Annotated in this window: 19 protein-coding genes and 1 pseudogene; 14 read left to right on the forward strand and 6 right to left on the reverse strand. The window is 69.0% G+C overall.

The features are described 5' to 3' along the window. Nucleotides 1–52 precede the first annotated feature (52 nt). On the forward strand, nt 53–2,041 hold the full coding sequence (locus HD597_RS47715; RefSeq protein ID WP_345694398.1) for an nSTAND1 domain-containing NTPase: 1,989 nt from the start codon (nt 53–55) through the stop codon (nt 2,039–2,041). 9 nt (nt 2,042–2,050) lie between these two features. Beyond that, nucleotides 2,051–2,614: a hypothetical protein gene (locus HD597_RS47720; RefSeq protein WP_253753496.1), complete on the forward strand. Its 564-nt coding sequence runs from the start codon at nt 2,051–2,053 to the stop codon at nt 2,612–2,614. Here HD597_RS47720 and HD597_RS47725 read toward each other — a convergent pair. Further along, nucleotides 2,527–3,948: an MFS transporter gene (locus HD597_RS47725; protein WP_253753498.1), complete on the reverse strand. Its 1,422-nt coding sequence runs from the start codon at nt 3,946–3,948 to the stop codon at nt 2,527–2,529. The two genes, HD597_RS47720 and HD597_RS47725, sit on opposite strands and share 88 nt — an antisense overlap. Nucleotides 3,949–4,333: 385 nt before the next feature. Then, entirely contained in the window at nt 4,334–5,215 is an 882-nt protein-coding gene (gene fdhD, locus HD597_RS47730) for a formate dehydrogenase accessory sulfurtransferase FdhD (RefSeq protein ID WP_253753500.1), read from the reverse strand. Between the two features lie 429 nt (nt 5,216–5,644). Here fdhD and HD597_RS47735 point away from each other — a divergent pair, with 429 nt between their 5' ends. The 4 genes from HD597_RS47735 to HD597_RS47750 are packed head-to-tail and all read left to right on the forward strand — an operon-like array spanning nt 5,645 to nt 10,674. Further along, on the forward strand, nt 5,645–6,118 hold the full coding sequence (locus tag HD597_RS47735) for a formate dehydrogenase subunit gamma (RefSeq protein ID WP_276083207.1): 474 nt from the start codon (nt 5,645–5,647) through the stop codon (nt 6,116–6,118). Next, nucleotides 6,115–7,665, forward strand: a complete 1,551-nt coding sequence (locus HD597_RS47740) for a formate dehydrogenase beta subunit (RefSeq protein WP_253753503.1) — start codon at nt 6,115–6,117, stop codon at nt 7,663–7,665. The genes HD597_RS47735 and HD597_RS47740 overlap by 4 nt, the downstream gene beginning before the upstream one ends. Continuing rightward, a complete protein-coding gene (gene fdhF, locus HD597_RS47745) occupies nt 7,662–10,442 on the forward strand; it encodes a formate dehydrogenase subunit alpha (RefSeq protein ID WP_253753505.1) in 2,781 nt (926 codons plus the stop codon). Before HD597_RS47740 ends, fdhF begins: the two co-directional genes overlap by 4 nt. A gap of 4 nt (nt 10,443–10,446) precedes the next feature. Next, entirely contained in the window at nt 10,447–10,674 is a 228-nt protein-coding gene (locus HD597_RS47750) for a formate dehydrogenase subunit delta (RefSeq protein WP_253753507.1), read from the forward strand. A 116-nt stretch (nt 10,675–10,790) separates the two neighbouring features. On the opposite strand, the pseudogene HD597_RS47755 reads toward HD597_RS47750, so the two are convergent. The 3 genes and pseudogenes from HD597_RS47755 to HD597_RS47765 all read right to left on the reverse strand — a co-directional run. Next, nucleotides 10,791–11,313: pseudogene (locus HD597_RS47755) on the reverse strand (response regulator transcription factor); the annotation flags it as partial. Further along, nucleotides 11,265–11,534, reverse strand: coding sequence for a sensor histidine kinase (locus HD597_RS47760; RefSeq protein ID WP_253753509.1), 270 nt, complete (start codon nt 11,532–11,534; stop codon nt 11,265–11,267). The gene HD597_RS47760 and the pseudogene HD597_RS47755, both read right to left, overlap by 49 nt. Then, nucleotides 11,531–12,319, reverse strand: a complete 789-nt coding sequence (locus HD597_RS47765; protein ID WP_253753511.1) for a sensor histidine kinase — start codon at nt 12,317–12,319, stop codon at nt 11,531–11,533. The genes HD597_RS47760 and HD597_RS47765 overlap by 4 nt, the downstream gene beginning before the upstream one ends. Before the next feature lie 224 nt (nt 12,320–12,543). On the opposite strand from HD597_RS47765, the gene HD597_RS47770 reads away from it, so the two are divergent. The 5 genes from HD597_RS47770 (at nt 12,544) to HD597_RS47790 (ending at nt 18,750) form a co-directional block, all read left to right on the forward strand. Continuing rightward, complete coding sequence (locus HD597_RS47770) at nt 12,544–13,464, forward strand: serine protein kinase RIO (protein WP_253753513.1); 921 nt, start codon at nt 12,544–12,546, stop codon at nt 13,462–13,464. Nucleotides 13,465–14,104: 640 nt separating this feature from the next. Next, nucleotides 14,105–14,839 carry a dienelactone hydrolase family protein gene (locus HD597_RS47775; RefSeq protein WP_253753515.1) on the forward strand — a complete coding sequence of 245 codons (735 nt, stop codon included), beginning with the start codon at nt 14,105–14,107 and terminating at the stop codon, nt 14,837–14,839. Between the two features lie 682 nt (nt 14,840–15,521). Continuing rightward, the gene (locus tag HD597_RS47780; protein WP_253753517.1) at nt 15,522–16,613 is read left to right on the forward strand and encodes a site-specific integrase; all 1,092 of its coding nucleotides are present in this window, start codon (nt 15,522–15,524) and stop codon (nt 16,611–16,613) included. Further along, nucleotides 16,610–17,680 (forward strand): hypothetical protein, encoded by a 1,071-nt coding sequence (locus tag HD597_RS47785; protein ID WP_253753519.1) that lies wholly within the window; start codon nt 16,610–16,612, stop codon nt 17,678–17,680. Before HD597_RS47780 ends, HD597_RS47785 begins: the two co-directional genes overlap by 4 nt. Then, the gene (locus HD597_RS47790; protein WP_253753520.1) at nt 17,626–18,750 is read left to right on the forward strand and encodes a site-specific integrase; all 1,125 of its coding nucleotides are present in this window, start codon (nt 17,626–17,628) and stop codon (nt 18,748–18,750) included. Before HD597_RS47785 ends, HD597_RS47790 begins: the two co-directional genes overlap by 55 nt. On the opposite strand, the gene HD597_RS47795 is transcribed toward HD597_RS47790, so the two are convergent. Continuing rightward, a complete protein-coding gene (locus HD597_RS47795; protein ID WP_253753522.1) occupies nt 18,747–19,391 on the reverse strand; it encodes a class I SAM-dependent DNA methyltransferase in 645 nt (214 codons plus the stop codon). The genes HD597_RS47790 and HD597_RS47795 overlap by 4 nt on opposite strands. Here HD597_RS47795 and HD597_RS47800 point away from each other — a divergent pair. The 3 genes from HD597_RS47800 (at nt 19,390) to HD597_RS47810 (ending at nt 22,451) form a co-directional block, all read left to right on the forward strand. Beyond that, nucleotides 19,390–20,640: a DUF3631 domain-containing protein gene (locus tag HD597_RS47800; protein WP_253753524.1), complete on the forward strand. Its 1,251-nt coding sequence runs from the start codon at nt 19,390–19,392 to the stop codon at nt 20,638–20,640. The two genes, HD597_RS47795 and HD597_RS47800, sit on opposite strands and share 2 nt — an antisense overlap. A 129-nt stretch (nt 20,641–20,769) precedes the next feature. Then, on the forward strand, nt 20,770–20,994 hold the full coding sequence (locus HD597_RS47805; protein WP_253753526.1) for a helix-turn-helix transcriptional regulator: 225 nt from the start codon (nt 20,770–20,772) through the stop codon (nt 20,992–20,994). Continuing rightward, on the forward strand, nt 20,994–22,451 hold the full coding sequence (locus HD597_RS47810; RefSeq protein ID WP_253753528.1) for a tyrosine-type recombinase/integrase: 1,458 nt from the start codon (nt 20,994–20,996) through the stop codon (nt 22,449–22,451). Before HD597_RS47805 ends, HD597_RS47810 begins: the two co-directional genes overlap by 1 nt. Nucleotides 22,452–22,841: the final 390 nt, after the last annotated feature.

A 22,841-nucleotide genomic window follows, 5' to 3' on the forward strand; every position in this document is an offset into this window, starting at 1 on the left:
GCTGTCGTTTCGGGCAGACAATTTCCGCTTTTTGGTACCCGAGGATCACCGTATGACAGGAGCATCCCCGCTTTGGCAGCCGAAGCCTGACCCTTTTGTCGGAGCCCGCTCCTTCGAGGTGGGCGATCATGAGCTGTTCTTTGGGCGGACATACGAGACGAATGAGCTGACCAGGCTCTGGCAGCAGAATCGCGTCACCATCCTGTACGGCCACGCCGGGGTCGGCAAGACGTCATTACTGCGGGCCGGCGCCTTTGCCAAACTTTCGGCCGAGGGGGCGAACGTCCTGCCCATCGGCCGTTTTTCGTACCGCTCCTCCGTACCCTCCGCGTCGCTGCCGGACGAGAATCCGTGTGTGTTCGCCCTGCTGTCGTCGTGGGCCCCCACCGCGTCCGCGGCCCGCATCGCGAGCCTGTCCATCGAGGACTTCCTGCGCAGGAACGAACGTGCCGATCGATCGGGCCAGCCGGTCCCCACCATGATCGCCATTGACCAGGCGGAGCGGCTCTTCCAGGACTCCGAGATCCACATCAGCCGTCGGCGCCGGTTTCTGGACGAGCTCATCGAGGCCATGAACCGCCGCCCGGCCGCGCGCCTGCTCCTGTGCGTGCGCACCGACCACCTCGACGACGTCCTCCCGATCGCCAAGGAGGTCGCCGACGACTCCTGCGTCTCGTTTCCCCTGGAACCGTTCGGCCAGGACACCGCGATCGAGGCGGCGAGGGGGCCGATCGAACGGTTCGGCCGCGCGCTCCCCCCTGAGATCGCGAGCCTGCTGGTCGACGAGCTCCGTACCGTGAGGACCGCTCAGGGGACCGACAGAGGCCGGACGGCTCTGGTGGAGCCGGTGCTCCTGCAGGTGGTGTGCGCGCGGTTGTGGAGGGACCTGACGGACGCGCCCGAGGTGCACTCCACCCGTCTGCACCTGGACGTCAACAGGGCGCTGCAACACTTCACCGCGCAGGCGCTGGCCAACGTCGCAGCCGACCAGCAGCTGCCACCGCACGAGCTCGCCTCGTGGTTGCGCAACACGTTCATCTCCGCCGCCTCGAAGGGCGGGGGAACAGCGCAGGAGGGGTCGGGACGCGCCTTCGGCCTGCCGGCCGCCGTGGTCCAGGCCGTGGAGGACGAGCACGTCATCAAGGCGCGGTGGCGCAACGGCCTGCGCGGCTACGAGCTGCAACATCCGCGGCTCGTGCAGCCCGTCCAGCAGCTCGAGGCCGCACAGTGGCACAGTGCCGAACTGGACGGGCCGTCCCGCCTGCGTGCCGCCGAGGAGGCGCTGTCCCGGGGCAGGCTCACTCTCGCACGGAGGCATGCCGACGAGGCCGCGAGCGCGGCCTCCCGGGAGGACACCAGGACGCGTGCGCAGGCCGAGTCGTTCCTGGGCACCGTGGCGTACGAGCAGGGCCTGTTGGAGGAGGCGGCCCGCCGCTACCGCTCCGCCGCCGGGATCTTCGAGACCTTGGGTGACACCACGGCCGTCGGTCAGTTGCTCGCCGCAGTGGGGCGGCTCAAGCTCGTGCAGGGAGGTCAGGGGGCCGGCGTCGAGGAGCTCTCCGCCGCCGCCAACCGCGTCCCCAACGACCTGTCCGTGCAGACCGGGCTCGGCCAGGCGCTCTGGAACGCGGGCCGCAAGGAGGCCGCGTTGGTCGTGCTGGGTGAGGTGCTCAGGCGCGACGGTGACACGCCAGAAGCGCTCCGCGTGCGCGGGGAGATCTATGCCGACCTGGGCAAGGCGGAATCGGCCCTGCGGGACCTGGACCGGGTCGCCAACCGGGCGGTGCCGTCGGCGAGGGCAGCCCGGGCACTGGCCCTGGCCACGCTGTCCCGTACCGAGGCGGCCAGGAAGGAGCTCGGCGACCTCGTCACCGACACCGTCGAGAGCGGGCCGGTGCTCTTTCGCGCCGCCCGCGTCCAGAAGCTCAGCGGCAACCGGTCGGCCGCCCTCCAGCTCGCCACCCGCGCGTTGTCCGCCAAGCGTCCTCCCCTTCCCTCCCACCAACGCAGCGCCGCCGTGCAGCTGATCGAGGAACTGTGATGCACGCGTATGAACCCCACTGCGCTGATAGCGATCATCACCGGCACCAGCACGATCCTGGCCGCGACTCTCACCGCGGTGTGGGCGCTGCTGAACGAGAGGATGAAGGCCAAGTACGAACGGATCCGGCTGGAGGATGAGCGGCGGGCCGAAGCGACCGAGAACCGCAGGCGCGAGTTGCGCGAGTCGTGCGAGGCCGTGCAGTCCTCCGTGCTCAAGCTCGCCTTGACCGCACGGCTCGTGCTGCAGATGCGCCGGGACGCGAATGTGCGGCTCGACCCCGAAGATCTCCCTGACCGGCTCCGCCAGGCCCGTGACGACTACCACGCGGCCCGGGTGGCCATCGCGCAGCTCTGGGCGCTGTGCGGCGAGGAGGGCCGGCGCCAGGCGATCGACGAGGTGAACGCCGTCTGTGACGACGTTTTCGGACACATCATTTCGAGCGGCACCCGCACGGTCGATCCGGGAATCGTCGAGGACAAGGTTCAGTCGAGCCTGCGCGGCCTCACACTCGCCATCTTCCCCTCCCCCGGCGGGGAGGAACCCGCATCGCGCGCCATCACGCCGGTGTGAGCCCTCACCGAGATTCGCCGACGGTCACGCTGCAGGCTCATCTGAACGTGCTTGCCGCGTGGCGCCGGATTGATCGATCGCCTGTTGTCGCCGTCGACGAGGCGGGTGCTCTCCCACGCCTTTCCAGGCGTGATGGCCAGGGCGAGAAACGCGATGACGACGACCGTGACGACCGCGGTGCCCTGGGTGTCGAGCACGTTCATCAAATAGCCGCTGGCGAGCGCGCCCAGCGGAACGGCGCCCCCCGTGAAGAACCGGTTGACGCTGACGACCCGTCCCAGCAACTCCTCCGGCACGACCTGCGCCTGGTGCACGGTGAGCGCGACGTTCATGTGCGAGCCCATGAATCCGATCACCGCCCACACCAGCATGAGCATGACGACGTCGTCGCAGAAGATGACGGGGACCATGACGAGCAGCCACGTCCACACGCACACCACGACCATGAGCTTGGCCCCGAGCCTGCGCAGCGTCCAGGACGCGATGGACGTTCCCAGCAGGCCGCCCGCCCCGCCGGCCGCCAGCAGGACGCCGATCTCGAAGCTGGACAGCCCCTGCTGTTCCGCGGAGACCATGAAGACCAGGCCGAGTGCCTGGAAGAGGAAATTGGTGATCGTGCAGATCCACAGCACCAGGAAAAGAAACGTCTCCCGACGGAGATAGGAGATGCCGTCACGGAAATCGCGCCACAGCGAATTATTTCGGGCCTGGCCGAATGCCGAACCCGCCTGGAATTCTTTGTTCCGCATCCCGCGCAGCGCACAGAGGGCGACAACGGCGAAAACGACGTCGAGCAGAAACGGAATTATCCGGTGGAGCCCGAAGAGGAATCCGCCGAGCGGGCGGCCGAGAATCATGGCGACATTGCGGCGGGCCTCATTCTTCGCCATGGCTCCCGACAGGTGTTCGGTCGGGACGATGCGCTGCACGGCGGTGAGCTCCGCCGTGTTGTAGAAGCTGAGGCACACTCCCTGCAGGGCCGCGGCGATGGGCAGCATGACGGGCGGGCCACCCAGGCAGAGCATGGCGACGACCTGCAGCGCGACGAACACCTGCACGACCTGGCTCACGACCATGACGCGATAGCGGTCGAACCGGTCCACCAGCACGCCGATCGGCAGGTGCAGCAGCACACCGGGCAGCACGCCCGCCGCCGCCACCCAGCCCGCGAACACCGGCGAGCCGGTCATGTCCAGAGCGAGCAGCGGGACGGCGAGCCTGCTGCACACCGTACCCAGCTGGGAGAACGCGGCGCCGCCCCACAGCAGCGAGAAGTCGCGTCGCCAGTTGTCGTAGCGATCGTCGCACGGGTCGTCAGCGACGTTACCGGTCACCTTGCGCGCTTCTCCCCTGTGCGGGCGTCGCACGGGGCAATGCTCGAAATAGATCGAGACAGGTCGTCCCGCAATCGGTCGTTTGAACGTTGAATATCGTAGCCATATCGGTCGACCACTCCGGCCAATTCGGCGTGATCATCGGCCTATCTTTCGGCCTCCGAATGGTATGGATTCGCCCAACGCCGACGAGTGGATCACCCCGACTGCCACAGCAGACAGAAGCGGCGAACAGGGCCAAAACTCTCCAAGAACGGAGGGCTTTGTCCGGAAATGCCGGATCTTGGCGGCGTGGGAGCGCCATTGTTCTCCGGCGAGTCGCACCGCGATCGCGGTCTTCACTGTTCAGCGGCGACGTTCGATCGACCTTCCCGCCAGCCGGTGATCATGTCCGGCCCGCACCGGCGTGCCCGCGCCCCTCGGCAGAGCCGACGACCCTCTCCCCGCCCGCGTAGACGTTGCAGCGCTCGCCGCGCAGAAAGCCCACCAGCGTGATGCCGAACTCCCTGGCGAGGTCGACCGCCAGGGAGGACGGCGCCGACACCGCGCACACCGCCGGGATGCCCGCGGACAGAGCCTTCTGCATGATCTCGTAGCTGGCCCGGCCGCTCACCATGAGCACGTGGTCGCTCAGCGGCAGCCGGTCGTTCATCGCCGCCCAGCCGACCAGCTTGTCGACGGCGTTGTGCCGGCCGACGTCCTCGCGCGCCGCCACGAGCGTGCCCGAGGCCGAGAACAGCCCGGCGGCGTGCAGGCCGCCCGTCTTGCCGAACACCCCCTGGGCGCCGCGCAACGCGCCGGGCATCCCGTACAGCAGCTCGGCGGTGAGCTCCAGCTCGCCCCGGGGAAGGGGGCGGCAGCGGTCGTGCAGCGACTCCAGGCTCGCCGAGCCGCAGACGCCGCACGCGCTGGAGGTGAGGAAGTGACGGTCGAGCGCGGGCAGGTCGGGGATGGGCCCCTTCAGGTGCACGGTCACCGTGTTGTAGCGGGCCTCGGGCGGGATGTCGTCGTCGGTGCAGTACGCGATCGCGGCGATGTCCCCCGGCCCCGCCAGGCCCTCCCCGCTGATGAACCCGGCCGCCAGCTCCAGGTCGTGCCCCGGCGTGCGCATGGTGATGGCCGCCGTACGGCGCGTGCCGTCCGGGGCGGACACGCGGATCTCCAGCGGCTCCTCCGTGGCCAGGTCGTCGCGGCGGTCCGTGGCCGTCGAGCCGGAGAACTGCCTGATGCGAACGGGGGTCGTCGGGCCCGGGCGGCGCACCCTCACAGCGCCTTCCCGACGGCTGAGGCCGGTCGGCGGCACGCCGTGTCGCGAGAGTTCCGCAGCTTCCTCGTACGTCATCGTCACTCCTGCTCAGGAAATGCGAACACCCGGCCTCTACCGCGCCGTGACTTCCTGTGGACGGGTCTCACGGCCGGACAACACCGGCTCCATCAACGCCGGCCCGGCCTGCGCCGCCCCGCTGCGGCGTTCCACGAACTGCGAGCGTTCCGGATCCATGAGATACCGCTCGCGGGCGCTCGATCAAGACCGCACCGCTGGGGGACGCGGGCGAGGAGACCCTGCTGATGCGACGACCGCACCGTGGTCTGCGCTGATAGAAGCCGTCTATCGGATGAGAGAAAGAAACGATTGGACGCGCCGGCCGGGGATGCACGACCGTGCAGGTAGATCCCCCCGACCGAAAGGCTGGTCATGACGTCGTCGTCGGCGCAGTCTCTTGAAGATCGAGTGCGCGCGGTCGTCGCGCGGCACCGTGACGACCGGGGCGCTCTGCTGCCCATCCTGCACAGCCTCATGGAGGAGCTGGGCCACGTCGATCCGGCGGCGATCCCGATCCTGGCCGACGAGCTGAACCTGTCGAGAGCCGACGTGCACGGCGTCGTCACCTTCTACCACGACTTCCGCCAGACGCCTCCGGGCCGCACGACGGTCCGGATCTGCCGGGCGGAGGCGTGCCAGGCGGTGGGCGGGAACGAGCTGGTCGACCGGGCGAGGAGCCGGATCGGCGTCGGCCTCGGGGAGACCACGCCGGACGGCGCGATCACGCTGGAGCAGGTCTTCTGCCTCGGCAACTGCGCTCTCGGCCCGTCCGTCCAGGTCGGCGACCGGTTGTACGGCAGGGTGGGGGCACAGGAGCTCGATCGCCTCCTGGGGGAGGCCGCGTGACGAGCGAGCCGATGACCGTGTACGTCCCGCGGGACTCGGCCGCTCGTTCCGTCGGCGCCGACCAGGTCGCCGAGCGCATCGCCGAGGCGGCCGGCCCCGAGGTCCGCGTCGTGCGCAACGGATCCCGAGGCATGCTGTGGCTCGAACCACTGGTCGAGGTGGCGACACCGGCCGGCCGGGTGGCGTACGGACCGGTGGGCGCGGACGACGTCGACGACCTGCTCGCCGCGGGACTGCTGGACGGCGCCGAGCACCCCCTGTGTCTCGGCCCGACCGAGGAGATCCCGTGGCTGCGCGACCAGACGCGCGTGACGTTCGCCCGGGTCGGCGTGGTCGACCCGGTCTCCCCCGACGACTACGTCGCCCACGGCGGGCTCGCCGGCCTGACGCGCGCGCTGTCCCTCACCCCTGAGCAGGTGGTGGCCGAGGTCACCGACTCCGGGCTGCGCGGCCGCGGCGGCGCGGGCTTCCCGGCGGGCGTCAAGTGGAAGACCGTGCTCGGTGCCGTGTCGGAGCTCAAGTTCGTCTGCTGCAACGCCGACGAGGGCGACAGCGGCACCTTCGCCGACCGGATGCTGATGGAGGGCGACCCGTTCACCCTCGTCGAGGGGATGGCGATCGCGGCCTGGGCGGTCGGGGCGGCTGAGGGCTACATCTACGTCCGCTCGGAATACCCCGACGCCGTGGCGACGCTACGTGCGGCGATCGACGCCGCCTATGAGAGGGGCTGGCTCGGCAAGCGGGTCCTCGACCGCGACTTCAGCTTCGACCTGTTCGTCCGGGTGGGCGGCGGAGCGTACATCTGCGGCGAGGAGACCTCCATGCTGGAGAGCCTGGAGGGCAAACGCGGCATGGTGCGCGCCAAGCCGCCGATCCCCGCCTTGGAGGGCCTGTTCGGCGAACCCACCGTGGTCAACAACGTGCTGACCCTGGGCTCGGTGCCGATGATCCTGGCCGACGGCGCGGAGGCGTTCGCCGAGCTCGGGGTGGGCCGCTCGCGCGGCACCCAGGTCTTCCAGCTCGGCGGGAACATCGCCCGCGGCGGCGTCGTGGAGACCGCTTTCGGCATCACCCTCGGCGAGCTGGTGGAGGGGTACGGCGGCGGCACCCGATCGGGACGGCCGGTGCGGGCCGTGCAGGTCGGCGGGCCGCTCGGCGCCTACCTGCCGACGTCCCGGTTCGGCCTGCCCATGGACTACGAGGCGTTCGCGGCGGCGGAGGCGATGGTCGGCCACGGCGGCGTGGTGGTGTTCGACGACACCGTGGACATGGCGGCGCAGGCCAGGTTCGCCATGGAGTTCTGCGCCGCCGAGTCGTGCGGCAAGTGCACCCCGTGCCGGATCGGCTCGGTGCGCGGGGTCGAGGTCATCGACCGCATCGTCGCGGGCCGGAACAGAACCGCCGACCTGAAGCTGCTCGACGACCTGTGCCACCTGATGACGGAGGGCTCCCTCTGCGCGATGGGCGGCCTGACGCCGATGCCGGTGCGCAGCGCCCTCACCCACTTCCCCGGCGACTTCGGAGTGACGACGGAGGAACGGCGATGAGCCTGATCAAGGAGAAGGACTACGGCACTCCGGCGCGCTCGGTCGAGGCGACCGTGTCCGTGGAGATCGACGGGCAGACAGTGCTGGTTCCGGAGGGGACCTCGGTGATGCGCGCCGCCGCCGAGTGCGGCATCGACATCCCCAAGCTGTGCGCCACCGACAACCTGGAGCCCTTCGGATCGTGCCGCCTGTGCCTCGTCGAGGTCGACGGCCGCAAGGGGTCCCCGGCGTCGTGCACCACCCCGGTGGCCGAGGGGATGAGGGTACGCACCCAGACGCCGAAGCTCGCCGAGCTGCGCCGCGGCGTCATGGAGCTGTACATCTCCGACCATCCGCTGGACTGCCTGACCTGCCCGGCCAACGGCGACTGCGAGCTGCAGGACATGTCCGGCGTGGTCGGCCTGCGCGAGGTCCGCTACGGCTTCGACGGCGAGAACCACCTCGACCTGCCGACCGACAGCAGCAACCCCTACTTCGACTTCGACGCGAGCAAGTGCATCGCCTGCTCCCGTTGCGTGCGCGCCTGCGGTGAGGTGCAGGGCACCTTCGCCCTGACGATCGAGGGGCGCGGGTTCGCTTCGAAGGTGGCCGCCGGCGCCGGCGGCACGTTCATGGAGTCCGACTGCGTCTCCTGCGGCGCCTGCGTGCAGGCCTGCCCGACGTCCACGCTGCAGGAGCGGTCCGTGGTCGAGCTCGGCATGCCGAACCGCAGCGTGCTCACCACCTGCGCCTACTGCGGCGTGGGCTGCTCGTTCAAGGCCGAGCTGCGCGGCGACGAGGTCGTTCGCATGGTGCCGTACAAGGACGGCAAGGCCAACGAGGGACACTCCTGCGTCAAGGGGCGGTTCGCCTTCGGCTACGCCTCCCACCCCGACCGGCGGCTCAAGCCGATGCTGCGCGAGCGGATCACCGACCCCTGGCGCGAGGTGGAGTGGGAGGAGGCCATCGGCCACGTCGCCGGCCGCATGCTGCGGATCCAGGCCAGGCACGGCGCCGGCTCCATCGGCGGGATCAGCTCCTCGCGCTGCACCAACGAGGAGGTGTACGTCGTCCAGAAGATGGTGCGCGCCGCCTTCGGCAACAACAACGTGGACACCTGCGCCCGCGTCTGCCACTCGCCGACCGGCTACGGCCTCAAGCAGACGTACGGCACGTCGGCCGGCACCCAGGACTTCAAGTCCGTGGACAAGGCCGACGTCATCCTGATCATCGGGGCGAACCCGACCGACGCCCACCCGGTGTTCGGCTCGCGGATCAAGCGCCGGCTGCGCCAGGGCGCCAAGCTCATCGTCGCCGACCCACGCCGGATCGACCTGGTCCGATCCCCGCACATCCAGGCCGAACACCACCTGCGGGTACAGCCCGGCACCAACGTGGCGCTGATCAACGCCATGAGCCACGTGGTGGTGACCGAGGGCCTGGTGGACCGGGAGTTCGTCGAGGAGCGCTGCGAGGACTTCACCGAATGGGAGCGGTTCATCTCCGCCCCCGAGCACAGCCCCGAGGCGGTCGAGCCGATCACCGGCATCCCCGCCGCCGAGCTGCGGGCCGCGACCCGCCTGTACGCGAGCGCGCGCAACGCCACCATCATGTACGGCCTCGGCGTCACCGAGCACAGCCAGGGCTCGACCATGGTGATGGGCATGGCCAACCTGGCCATGGCCACCGGCAACATCGGACGCGAGGGCGTCGGGGTGAACCCACTGCGCGGGCAGAACAACGTGCAGGGCTCGTGCGACATGGGCTCCTTCCCGCACGAGCTGCCCGGCTACCGGCACGTCTCCGACGACGTGGTGCGGGGCACGTTCGAGACGCTGTGGGGCCGGGTGCTGGACCCGGAGCCGGGCCTGCGCATCCCCAACATGTTCGACGCCGCGATCGACGGCACGTTCATGGGCCTGTTCGTGCAGGGTGAGGACATCGTCCAGTCCGACCCGAACACCAAGCACGTCACCGCCGCCCTGTCGGCGATGGAGCTCGTCGTCGTGCAGGACCTGTTCCTCAACGAGACCTCGAAGTACGCGCACGTCTTCCTGCCGGGCACCTCGTTCCTGGAGAAGAACGGCACGTTCACCAACGCCGAGCGCCGGATCAACCGCGTCCGCCCGGTGATGGCGCCGCGGACCGGCAAGCACGAGTGGGAGATCGTCTGCGAGATCGCGCAGGCGATGGGCTACCCGATGAAGTACGGCGACTCCGCGCAGATCATGGACGAGATCGCGATGACCACACCCAGCTTCGCGGGGGTGTCGTTCGCCAAGCTCGACGAGGTCGGCAGCGTCCAGTGGCCGTGCAACGACGCGGCGCCCGAAGGCACCCCGATCATGCACATCGACGAGTTCGTACGCGGCAAGGGCCGGTTCATGCTCACCGACTACGTGCCGACCCGGGAACGCAGCACCCGCAAGTTCCCGCTGATCCTGACGACCGGACGCATCCTGTCGCAGTACAACGTGGGCGCCCAGACCCGGCGTACCGGCAACACCGCCTGGCATCCGGAGGACGTGCTGGAGATGCACCCGCACGACGCCGAGGTGCGCGGCGTCCGCGACGGCGACACCGTCGCGCTGACCAGCCGGGTCGGGGAGACCAGCCTCCGGGTGAAGATCGACGACCGGATGCCGGTCGGGGTGGTCTACACGACGTTCCACCACCCGGTGACCGGCGCGAACGTCGTGACCACGGAGAACTCCGACTGGGCGACCAACTGCCCCGAGTACAAGGTGACCGCGGTGCAGGTGTCGCTGAAGCACCCCGCCCCGGCAGCGGTGATGTGATCCCGTGACCGCGACGCGGACGCCCCCGCACATCCGCATGGCGAACGAGATCGCCGTGCAGTTCAGGAACCGCGACCCGGCCTGGGCGGCCGAGCGGATCGCCGAGCACATCCGCGCCTTCTGGGATCCCCGGATGCGCGCCAGGCTGCTCGCCGACGCCGGCGCGGCCGACGGCCGGCTCGACCCGCTCATCGTGGCCGCCGCCGCGCTGCTGCCCCCGGCACGCGACTGAACCCGCAGGCACCCCGGCCGGCTTCGCCCAAGCCGACCTCCAGGACGCCGACATCGTGCTGTCCCCGCACGACCGCGGCGCAGGGCCGCCCAGGTCGTCAGATGGGAAGGGGGTTGGTCGTTGAGGAAACGCACGATGGCCAGGACCCGGCGGTTGCAGCCGTCGGCGTGCGCCAGGCCGAGCCTGTCGAAGATGGCGTTGGCGTGTTTCTCCACCGCGCTGCGCGACACGTGCAGGCGTGCGGCGATGGATTCGTTGGTGTGTCCCTGTGCCATCAGGGCGAGCACCTCGTGCTCGCGCACGCTGAGCCGGGCCAGGGACACGGTGTCGCGGGCGCGGTTGAGCAGCCGCCGGACGACCTCCGGGTCGAACGCCGTCCCGCCGCTCGCCACCCGCCGCAGCGCCTCCAGGAAGTCGCCGACCTCGACCACCCGGTCCTTCAGCAGGTAGCCGGCCCCGCGCACGGCGCCCTCGATGAGCTGGGCGGCGTAGCGGGTGTCGACGTACTGCGACAACACAGGCGGCCATCAGTCCTTCCCCATCGCCGACGGCGGCCACAACGGTATGGCCGCCCTCGCTCAGCAGCCGGGTCAGGCCCTCGCGCAGCAGTGTGTTGTCTTCGGCCAGGACCATGCGCATGGCAGCTCCACCCGCAGCGTCGTCGGCCCGCCTGCCGGGCTGTCGAGGTCGAACCGCCCGTCGTGGGCGGCCACCCGGCGCGCCGGCCCGGACAGACCCCGCCCGTCGGCCCGCGCGCCGCCGACGCCGTCGTCGGTGACGCGTACCAGCAACATGCCGCCGGGCTGGCGGATCTCGACCTCGACACGCTGGGCTCGGCTGTGTTTGAGCGCGTTCGTCACCGCCTCGCAGACCACGAAGGAGGCAACCGTCTCCTGGGCGGAGCCGGGCAGATCCGCCAGGCCACCTCCCGCAACTCCTCCAGAGCGCGGCGGGATTCCTCCCGCGCCTGCCGGAACAGCGCGGCGGCAGCGCCCGGATCGTCGAGGCGATCAGCGCGGCCCAGCAGCATGCCCAGCGCCACCAGCCGCTGCTGCACCCCGTCATGCAGGTCCCGCTCGATCCGCCGCCGCTCGTCATCGACCGCCTCCAGCACCTCCGCCCGCGTCCGCGACAACTGCTCAACGCGTCCCCGCAGCACCTCCTTGTCGCTGGGCGCCAGCCCCCATGCCGCCAGCCGCCGCTCCAGCGCCGCCAGTCCCATGAGGGCCTGCACCGCCAGGAAGAGGACGAGGAGGACGAACACCGTCCAGGTGATCGGGTCGTACCAGCTCCAACCGGCACGCTCGCTCATACCGCCGGACAGCGCCTGCCAGCTCACCGCCACCCAGATCCCGACCAGCACCAGCACTCCGCCGCCGAGCCCGCCCGCCATGGCACGCATCGCCACGTACGCCAACACACGTCCCCCAGCCAGACCAGGAGCGACGGCGCCGCCCAGCCAGCGATTGACCCGGACCCGATCGGCCTCGGCCAGCCAGCGAGCGCCACGAAACGACCAAGGCCGGGCCGGCGGCAGCACCAGCAACGGCACCGCGACGACGACCCACACCAGCTCGACCACGGCCATCACCGCCCCGAGCACCAGCCCGGCCATGCCCCGTACCGCGGCCCGCACCACAACCATGCTCAGCGGCGACTTCTGACATCCGTGCAGACGCCCTCCGAAATCGGCACCGACCGTACGGTCCCGGCGCCGGTAAATGGGTTGCGAGATCCAAAACGGGCGGGCATGCTGGCTCGATCGAGCGGCGGAGAGCGCTGCCTGGACTAAGGAGGGCTGACGGATGGCCATCACTGCGCTGCGGCATGTCCGCATCAGTCCCACCTCTTTGTTCAGGAGCACACCCGTTGTCTTCCGAGTACGAACTCCCTGATTCCTACTCCGACCTCGGCTCCCCCTGGTCCGATGCCCCCGGTGACGAGTCTTCATCAGATCCGTCCGACGCCTTCGTCTTCGAGTTCCATTCGGTCGACGAGGAGCTGGGCCCGGATCAGCGGTGGTCCACCTGGCTGGAGGTCGAGCGCGGTTCTCGCGGCCCGGAACCACGCCCCTCGTGGGTCGTGACGGAGCAGGCTGCGATCGACACCGAGCTCGGCGTCCTCAAAACCGGCAAGGAAGCCGACGTCTTCCTGCTCGAACGGGCCGTCGAAGCCATCGGCGACAACCCGGCGAAGTCCTCGCTGCTGGCCGCGAAACGATACCGCACCGAGGAACACCGGTCCTTCCGCCGCAGTACGTCGTACGTCGAAGGCCGCCGTACCCGCAACAGCCGCGACAACCGGGCGATTGCGAAGAAGACCTCGCACGGCCGCAGTGTCGCGGCCGGTCAGTGGGCCTACGCCGAGTGGGTCGCCCTCAACCGGTTGTGGAAGGCCGGCGTCCCGGTGCCGTATCCCGTGCAGGTGGACGGCACCGAGCTGCTGATGGAGTTCATCGACGACGGCGAGGGCGGTGCCGCGCCCCGGCTCGCCCAGGTCCGGCCGTCGAAGGAGCTGCTCGGTGTGTATTTCGAGCAGCTCCGCGAGGGCATGCGCGAACTGGCCCGCGCGGGGCTCGCGCACGGCGACCTTTCGCCGTACAACGTCCTCGCGCAGGACGAGCGGATCGTGATGATCGACCTGCCCCAGGTCGTCGACGTCGTCGGCAACCCGAAGGGCATGGACTTCCTGATGCGTGACTGCCACAACATGGCCACCTGGTTCACGAACCGCGGGCTCGAGATCGACGATCAGGAGCTGTTCGCCGACCTGCTCGCAATGGTGTTCTGATCGCCTGCGCGGCGGGCCGTGCTCCGTGCAGTACGACACGTGCACGGGCTGGATCGCCTTGTACGTGTCGCACTGCACGGGGCACGGCGTGGACTGGTCGAGCCCGAGCCTGGCGCAGCTGATGGCGATGATGCGGTGATGCCGGACGACTGGGCGAGGGCCGCGCCAGAGGCGGGTTGGCCGCGCGGCCAACCAACGTGCCCGACAGACCTGCGAACTGCACCGGTACGGCCGGACCTCAGCCAGACCCGGGGACCACCCGGCAGGGTTTCGCCGAACCCGGCGAACGAGCGGATCATGCGCCGAACGACCCTCCACTCGGACAGCTGCGATGAGGCTCCAAGTAGCTCTGCGTAGCGTTCCGATCCCGTCACGCCGCGATCACGTCACAGCGAAGCCCTCAACTACACGGCCTCGGCCTTGAGGCGAGTGGCTCCGTGCATCATCCGGCCACGGAGCCTTCGCGAAAACCGGTTGGCGGACCACGGCGACCATTGCTAGCTTTCTGGAGGCCGTGCCGGAGAACGAGGAGGTGGTACCCGTGAACACAGTATCGACATGGGTGCTCCCCTCTGGGGTCACGGCCGGGCGATAGGTCGTCCGGGAGCGCCGTTCACGAGCACTCCCGAAAGGCACGACCATGCAATTCACTTCCGAGCAGCACCTCGACGACGGCGTCGTCGAACGCGGATTCACCCTCGGCGAGATCCCCGGCATCCTGTGGACGCCCTCATCCGCGTCCGCACCGGTCCCGCTGATCCTGCTCGGCCACCCTCCGCTCGGACTGCACAAGATGTACCCCCGGCTGGTGGCACGGGCCCGGCACGCCACGGCGGCTGGCTTCGCTGCGGCCACCATCGAGCTCCCCGGGAGCGGTGACCGGCCCCGTTGGGCCGGCGCCGAGCAGGCAGGCGCCGACCTGCGCCGGGCGATTGAGGCCGGCGAGCCGGTCGGCGACGAGATCATCGACGCCCTCATCCTCCCGCTCGTCGACAAGGCGGTCCCGGAATGGCAGGCCGCCTTGGACGCCCTCCTGTCGCTGCCCGAGATCGGCGGTCCGGTCGGCTACTCGGGGGGAGTGATCTCCATCGGCATCCGGCTCGCGGTGGTCGAGCCGCGCATCGTGGCCGCCGGCCTCTTCGCCGGGAGTTTCGTGCCTCGCATCATGTTCGAGGAGGCCCGGCAGGTCACCATTCCGCTGCTTGTCCTGCTGCAGTGGGATGACGAAGGGAACGACAGGCAGGCGGCCCTGGACCTGTTCGACGCCTTCGGCTCCAAGGAGAAGACGCTGCTCGCCAACATGGGCGGGCACACCGGTGTCCCGCAGTCCGCCGGGGAGGACGCGGCCGGGTTCTTCGCCCGCCACCTGCGCTAGCAGGGGGGCCTGTCGCCAGGCCAACAGCAGGTGGTAGGCGGCGGCCAGCACGCCGCTCATCGAGGACAAGGCCCGGCCCTCCTCGATGGCGGTGGCCGGCAAGATGCACAACCCGCCCTGACCGGCCGGTCAGGGCGGCGAGAGCGTGTCTCTGGCCGCCGGGCTCAGGTCACCACAAGGACGGGTTCCCGACGCGTTCGAAGGAACGTAGTGACCGGTAGCCGGTGGCGTCGACCTTGGCCAGTTCGGCGCCGACGATGGGTTGATCACACGGCGGGTACGGCGCAGTGGCACACGCCCTACGCCAGCGTGTAGCGGGCGTAGGGCGGGTGTCCCGCCGGAGTAGCTGCGTTACCGTCCCAGGGCGCTGGAGTCCTTCCTGCGAGCTCTGTGACGCTCCTCCCTGAGATAGACGCCGGTGCGGGAGCCCAGTGTCGCCACAGACACATCCCGAGCACTGGGGTCCACCAACCGTGATCGCTAGGGAACGTACAGGGAACGATCAACCGTAGAGCGCCGGTGTCACCCGTGGACAGCCGGACACAAAGCGAGAGGCCCGTCACCGCGTTTCCGCTGGTTGCTGCTGCGGCACGGCCCGCTCGGTCGCGCGCAGGTCACCCGGTGGGCCGGGGTGACGAGCTACGCAGTGGCCCAAACGAACCTGGGCCGTGTGACTCGGACCTTGTTCCCGACGACCGACGTCACGTTCGCCTACGTGCTGTTGTTCGGCGCCTACACCGGCATCGTCCCCGACGGCATCGCCGACCTCGGAGTGCCCGACATCGACTGGGCAGGCGAGGCCACGATCCTGCTCGACTACGTCAAAGGCCGCTCGGGTCCGCAGAGCCTGACCTTGCCCCGGCAGGCAGTTCGCCTGCTGGAGCAGTGGCTGGAGCTTTCCGCCCCACTGCGCCGCGTCATCCGCGAGGAACTGCGGTCGCGGTTGTGGATCCGACTGAACCCGGGCCTGGGCCCCAACCCCGCCAGCGAGGCGGGAAGTCCGGCGTCCGGTCTGGTGTTCCGCAACGGGTTGAGCCGACGCTGGGCCGCCACGCACGATCTGACCGTCGACGGTGTCTCGATTCGGTTGCACCGCAGCCGCATTCGCACCACCTACCAGAACCTGTTGTCCCGTCGCGGCTGGACCGGCCGCACCACCATCGACCCCAACCACAGCGCCGCGGTCGAGGGCGACCACTACCTGAGCGTGACCACACCGGCCCAACAGGACGCGATCGAAGCGATCATCGAGGATGGGCAGGCCGACCTGCTCCGCAAAGCCCAGCCACCTCGGGTGCTGACCGACGAGCAGGCCGTGGACGCGGCGTCGGGGTTGCCGCAGCTGGCCGCCGAGCACGGGTTGGACGATGCCGCGATCACCGAGCTGCTCGGTGGACAGCGGGATGTGTTCGTCGCGGCCTGCGCCGACCAGCTGGCCAGCCCGTTCGGTCCGGCGGGCAAGCCCTGCCCCGCGCGGCCGTGGGTCTGTCTGCTGTGTCCGCTGGCGGCGTTCCTACCGCGCCACCTGCCGAACCTGTTGCGGCTCAAGGGTTTCTTCTCCCGGCAGTTCCGCCAGCAGCCCACGACCGCGTTCCTGACCGTGTTCGGCCCCTACGCCCACCGACTGGAGACCGACATCTTGCCCCGCTTCGACCAGCAGGCGGTCACCGCCGCCGCCCACGCCCTCGACACCGAGGCCGGCACCACGGCCGGCAGCGATATCGGTGGCAGCGTCGGCGAGCTGCTGCCGCTGTGTCCCGAGGAGTTGGCGTGACCGACCAACACCTCGTCTCCAGCCCCGACCACTCGCCGTCGGCCTCGGTATTCACCGGCGCCGATGTCTGCGAGTTGGCCGGGCTCACCGTGCTGCCCGGATCCGTTCGTCCCGTGTTCGACCAGGACGTCTGGGTTCTGGACGGGTTGGCCGACGCACACCGGATGATGGGCGCGGTCGAGAAACGGTGGGACTTCACCGCGATCACGAACCCGGCATGGCGGCGGATGGCCAAAGAACTCATGCTCGCCCTGCTCGCGCCGACCCACGAGGCGGTCGCCCGACTCCCGCACGCGCACCGCGAACGCCTGAGCCCCCGCACCTGCCGCAAACACCTCAACAGCCTGATCAAGTGGCTGTCCTGGCTGGACAATCATCACGTCCGCAGCCTGGCCGAGGTCACCCAGCTGCACTGCGACCAGTTCCTGCAACACGCGTTCGTCAAGCACGACCCGAACGGAATCCCCACCGAGACCGCGAACACGCCGGGCAGCGTCGCCGCCCGCGTCTGGGTGCTCCAGCTGGTCGCGATCTACGGCGAACTGTTCAGCACCGACCGCTACCAGCCCGGATTCACCCCCTGGAACGGCAAGCCAGCCAACACCGTCGCCGGGCACCAGCGCGCCGGGGAGAACAGGACCCCGCCGGTCCCGCTGCCCGTCCTGCAACCGCTGCTGGCGGCCTGCCTCTACCTGGTCGACACCATCGGACCGCAGCTCGTTGAGCTGCGCGAGGAGTTCCGCCGGGCCCCCGAGTGGGGCAGCGCGCCACCGGGACGATTGACCGGCGCCTGGCCAACGGCTGGAGCCCGGCCGACCCGGTACTGCCGGTCAACCTCAGCCCGCTGGGGCGTCAGCTCGGCTACGGCAAGCTGCTGCTGCGCCACGTCGAGCAGATCCGGCCCCACCTCGAACACGCCGTCCGGGTGCTGGGGGTCGAGCATGCCTGGGGCCGCAACGCGGCACCAGTGGTCGGCGCGGACGGCGGCGAGCCCCGCGCCTGGACGCTTCCGGTGTCCTACCACGAGATCCGCGGCCTGGTCACCGCGGTCCGCACCGCCTGCCTGATCCTCACTGCGGCGGCCAGCGGCATGCGGACCAGCGAACTGCTGGAACTACGCATCGGCTGCCGACGGCCTCCCCTCACGATCACGGGCGGCGGCCAACGCTTCCGCCTAGCCAGCAAGGTCATCAAGGGTCGACAGTTCGGCGGCGAGGACGACGAGTGGGTCGTCGTCGCCGAGGTCGACCAGGCGATCGCGCTCGCCGAACGTCTCCACGGCGGCGGCACCGGCGAACCCGTGTTCGGCGCGATGGTCTTCCACACCAGCTACCCACGGCTGCGGAACTGGATCAACGGCCCGGCCGGGCAGCGACTCGGCCTGACACCGATCCCCGCCGGCCCGCTCAACCTGCGGATGCTGCGCCGCACGCTGGCGCAGGAACTCGCGCAACGCCCCGGCGGACTGCTCGCGGCGAAGATCCACCTCAAGCACGTCTCGACCGCCACCACCGAGGGCTACGCCAACCGCCCCGGCGGATCACAAGCCCTCTTCCACGCCGAAGTCCAGGAACTGGAAGAAGAACACCACCTCCGCCTGACCATCAACGCATTCCGCCAGTACCAGGCCGGACAGCTCCCCGCCGGACCCGGTGCCCGCGGCCTCATCGCGACCTTCACCCGCATCGACAACGCGCTGCGGGACAGCGCACCGGCCGAGCCGACGGTGCTGGACACCGACCGGCGAATCGAGAACCTACTCCGCGCGCAAGCCGCAAGCCTGCACGTCGGCCCAGCCAACTACTGCTGGTTCCGCGACCCGTCCAAAGCGCTCTGCCTACGACTGGCCGGGACCACACAGGCGACACGGCCGCTGATCGGACTGTGCGACTCGGCTCGCTGCCCGCAGGCCACCCACCACGCCTGCCACCGACCGATCTGGGCCGAGCAGGCGGCCACCTTCCAAGCGTTCCTCGGCAACCCCAGAGTCCCCACGGGAGAGAAGACCCGGCTTCGGCGCGAGCACGACCGTGTCCAACGAGTGCTCGACAGCCTCGACGAGGCCACCAGCACCGCTGGGAGCACACCCGCATGTCCTCCGGTTCCGACTGGCGAGCCCGACATATGCAGAAGTTAGGACTTACTGCGTGCGAAAAGAATCGCTTGCTGAGCTTTCGCATCCGGGTCGAGCAGCATCTGAGCCTCGACCACGAAACCGGCATCGCGCAGCCAGGATGCCACCTGGTCAGGCTGACGGCGGTGGACATGGACCTTCATCGGGTGACCGCCATAGCCCTCCGTCATCAACCGCGACTCGTCGCCGACGTGAAACAGGAGCTGCAGCGGTCCGCCGGGACGCAATGCTCGGTGGAAGTGCCCGAACACAGTCGGCACCTCGTCGTCGGGGATGTGGATCAACGACTGCCAGGCGAGCAGGCCGGCCACCGAAGCGACGGGGAGGTCCAGGTCCGTCATCGAGCCTACCTCGAACCGCAGGCCGGGGTGGTCGCGCCGGGCCACGTCGATCATCCCAGGGGAGAGGTCGACACCGAAGGCGTCGACACCGAGCTCATGCAGGTGGGCGGTGACTTCACCGGGGCCGCAGCCGACGTCCGCGACCGGCCCGCCGCCAGCGACTCGCACGCTGTCGGCGAACAACGCCAGAGCCGCGCGCAGGTACTGGTGTCCGGCGAGGGCGCCGCGCACTTGGTCGGCATAGCTGACCGCGACCGTGTCATAAGAGGTTCGGGTGTCGGCCAACCAGTCATCCGTGGTCATGACCAGCACGATATTCCATGATCACGACCTCGTGGACGGCCGACGCAGAGAGACCGATCATCGGCCGCCGGACCGGCTACGCGTCGCGCTGACTCGCTACGTCATCCTGCCCAGCGACCAGGCCGCCGACGCCGTCACCCTGTGGATCGCCGCCACCCACGCCCAGCCCGCCCTCGCGCACGCCCCCCGCCTGGTCGCCCGCGGCCCCGAAAAGCGGTGCGGCAAGTCCCGGTTGCTGGACATCGTGGAGGCCACCTGCCATGACCCGTTCATCACCGTCAACAGCTCATCGCCGGCCATCTACCGCTCCATCACCGACGACCCGCCCACCATCCTCGTGGACGAAGCCGACACCATCTTCGGCCCCAAAGCCGACGGCAACGAAGACCTACGCGGCCTGCTCAACGCCGGCCACCAACGCAACCGGCCCGCCAAACGCTACGACGCCGCCCGCAACCAGGTCGAATCCATCCCCACCTTCGCTATGGCCGCCCTGGCCGGCATCGGCGCCATGCCCGACACCATCGAAGACCGCGCCGTCGTCATCCGCATGCGCCGCCGCGGCCCCGGCGAGAAAGCCGCCCCCTACCGGCACCGCCGCGACCGCACCCCACTGCGCGACCTGGCCGCCGCCCTTAACCAGTGGCTACGCGCCGACCTGACCCGACTGGAGGAGGCCGAACCCGCCATGCCCGTCGAAGACCGCGCCGCCGACACCTGGGAACCCCTGGTCATCATCGCAGACCACGCCGGCGGCACCTGGCCCGACCGCGCCCGCGCCGCCGCCCTCGCCCTCACCGCCGAGGCCGACGACAACGGCCGCCCAACCCCCGGGCTGCGCCTGCTCACCGACTGTCGCACCGCCTTCGGCACCGACACCGCCCCGCCCACTGCCACCCTCCTGGAACGGCTCAAGGCCAACCCCGAAGGCGGCTGGAACGAATACGGCCCCACCGGCCTAACCGCGATGAAGCTCGGCGTGATGCTGCGCGAATACGACATCCGCTCCGACACCATCCGCTTCCCTCGCCCAATCGGGCAGGCCAAGGGCTACCACCGCGGTGACTTCACCGACGCCTGGCAGCGCTACTGCCCCGCCGACGACCCCGCCCCGGACGGCCACGACCGGCCTTCCGAGGGCGCCGACGACGCCGACGTCGTGCAGTTCGGCAGGGGAGCCCGTACCAGCCGTACCAGCCTCGAATCCCCAGGTCAAAGCGGTACGGCTTGCAACCCTGGTACGGCTTAAGCCGTACCACTCAAAAAGCCGTACCGACCCTGACCAGCCAAAACGAAGCTGGTACGGCTGGTACGGCTACCCCCTCAAAACTGCGCCAACGAGCCCCGAGCAGGGCTCCGAGAGCTGCTTTCGCGCCTCATGCTGATCATGAATCCGGAAGGACTCACGCTCATGGCCACCACCGCAGGGAAGCCCATGACCGTCGCCGAGTTCTGCACCGAACTCGGCATAGCACGCTCCACCTTTTACGACCGGCGCCAGAAAGGCCGTGCTCCGCGCTGCCTCAAGCTCCCCAACGGCGATCTGCGCATTCGCCGCACAGACTACGACCGCTGGCTGAGTAGCCTGGAGGATGCTGCGTAATGGAAACTAGCTACAACGTTCGCATCTGGAAAACGGACATATACAAGGGCGCCAAGGTCACTACGTACACCGTCCGATGGAGAGTAGGCGAAAGGCCCTTCAAGGAGCCATTCCGCGGCAAAACGCAGGCAGACAACTTCAAGGCAGAACTGACAGTCGCGGCCAACAGAGGCGAAGCATTCAGCGTCGAAGATGGGCGACCGATCTCGTGGAGGCGGGACGAACAAGCCCTAAGCTGGTTCAAATTCGCTTGCGCCTATACGGATGCTAAATGGTCGTACGCCTCGGGGAACCACCGTAAGAGCATCGCCGAAGCACTCACCGATGCCACCGAAGTGCTACTAGTAAGCGATGCAGGACGGCCCGACCAGAAAGAGCTTCGTGCGGCACTACGCGGTTGGGTTTTCAGTACGCGAGTCCGCGACGGCGCAGAACCTGCCAAAGGTCCGCACGCGGCCATGCGTTGGCTGGACCCTCCCGAGGACATCCAGCACGTAGTTCGGTGGCTGCAGGAGAACACCATCGACGTCCTAGAACTGACTCGCCCCAAGCGCGGCCCACTCCTCACGCGGGCCGTGCTTGATCGGATCAGTCGCAAGCAGGATGGCACGGCCGCAGCGGGCAACACAGTTAAGCGTAAACGGCAAGTCCTCAACAACGCTTTCAAGTTCGCCCGGGAGATCAGCGCCCTGCAGGCTAATCCGCTCGACAGCGTTACGTGGACCAAACCGAGAACTGATGAGGCCGTAGATCCTGGTGTCGTAGCGAACCGCGAACAAGCCCGCGCCATCCTTGCCGAGGTAGCAAAGGAAGGTGCCATGGGTAAACGGCTCGCGGCCTTCTTCGGTTGCATGTACTACGCCGCCCTACGCCCAGAAGAGGTCATCGACTTGCGCACAGAGAACATCAGAAAGCTTCCCGAAAGTGGTGAATGGGGGGAATTCGTTCTTACGAACTCCGACCCAGAGGTCGGCACTAAGTGGACGGACGACGGCAAAGCGCGGCAACGCCGCGGACTCAAGCACCGCCCGGTGAAAGCAAAGCGCCAGGTACCCATCCACCCGGATCTCGTGGCACTCCTACGCGCCCATCGCGCCGAGTTCAACCATGGTCGTGAGGGCCGCATTTTCACCGGTCCGCGCGGCGGCATCATCCGCGACAGCACCTATCTGCCGGTCTGGCACAAGGCACGCGAGCGTGCCCTCAGCCCCACTGAGCAAGCGTCGGGCATCGCGGCGCGGCCGTACGACTTTCGGCACGCCTGCGTGTCCACCTGGCTGAACGCCGGCGTGAACCCTCCCCAGGTTGCAGAGTGGGCCGGCCACAGCGTGGACGTTCTTTTGCGGGTGTATGCGAAGTGCATCGCGGGCGGCCAGGTCGAAGCCATGCGCCGCATCGAAACGGCGCTCCCCCCGGCCGCCCCCGCTGAGCAGCCGGACGTCCCCGAGGCAGACTAACGATCTTCGGCGCGTATTCGGCGCAGCCACCCGTACAGAGTCGGTGTCAGCCGTAGGCGGCCGGGCACAACGCAAGAGGCCCGTCACCGCGTTTCCGCTGGTGACGGGCCTCTTCCCGCTGGTGTGGCAGGTGCAAGGTTCGAACTTGCGTAGGCTGAGCCGACGGTTTTACAGCTCGTGACTGCTTCCAGGTCGGCAGGGCATCTGACCTGCGGTGCAACCTTACTTCAGCGCCATGCACTCCATGATCATTGCACGTATATTGCACGTCACGACTGGGTATGCCAGACGGGACTTCCTCACACAGCAACTCCCGGCAGAGACATCTCTACTCGCGCTTCCATTCAGGTGGACCCCGCAGAGCCGCTGTGACATCCTGATTGGCTCGCT

This window comes from Nonomuraea thailandensis (assembly GCF_024172165.1).
GTDB classification, from domain to species: Bacteria; Actinomycetota; Actinomycetes; order Streptosporangiales; family Streptosporangiaceae; genus Nonomuraea; species Nonomuraea thailandensis.

Excerpts from the sequence above, each read along its gene's own strand:
- HD597_RS47715 (WP_345694398.1), top strand. The coding sequence starts at position 53 with ATGACAGGAGCATCCCCGCTTTGGCAGCCGAAGCCTGACCCTTTTGTC.
- HD597_RS47720 (WP_253753496.1), top strand. The coding sequence starts at position 2,051 with ATGAACCCCACTGCGCTGATAGCGATCATCACCGGCACCAGCACGATC.
- HD597_RS47735 (WP_276083207.1), top strand. The coding sequence starts at position 5,645 with ATGACGTCGTCGTCGGCGCAGTCTCTTGAAGATCGAGTGCGCGCGGTC.
- fdhF (WP_253753505.1), top strand. The coding sequence starts at position 7,662 with ATGAGCCTGATCAAGGAGAAGGACTACGGCACTCCGGCGCGCTCGGTC.
- HD597_RS47765 (WP_253753511.1), bottom strand. The coding sequence starts at position 12,319 with ATGGTTGTGGTGCGGGCCGCGGTACGGGGCATGGCCGGGCTGGTGCTC.
- HD597_RS47775 (WP_253753515.1), top strand. The coding sequence starts at position 14,105 with ATGCAATTCACTTCCGAGCAGCACCTCGACGACGGCGTCGTCGAACGC.
- HD597_RS47800 (WP_253753524.1), top strand. The coding sequence starts at position 19,390 with ATGACCAGCACGATATTCCATGATCACGACCTCGTGGACGGCCGACGC.
- HD597_RS47795 (WP_253753522.1), bottom strand. The coding sequence starts at position 19,391 with ATGACCACGGATGACTGGTTGGCCGACACCCGAACCTCTTATGACACG.
- HD597_RS47805 (WP_253753526.1), top strand. The coding sequence starts at position 20,770 with ATGCTGATCATGAATCCGGAAGGACTCACGCTCATGGCCACCACCGCA.
- HD597_RS47810 (WP_253753528.1), top strand. The coding sequence starts at position 20,994 with ATGGAAACTAGCTACAACGTTCGCATCTGGAAAACGGACATATACAAG.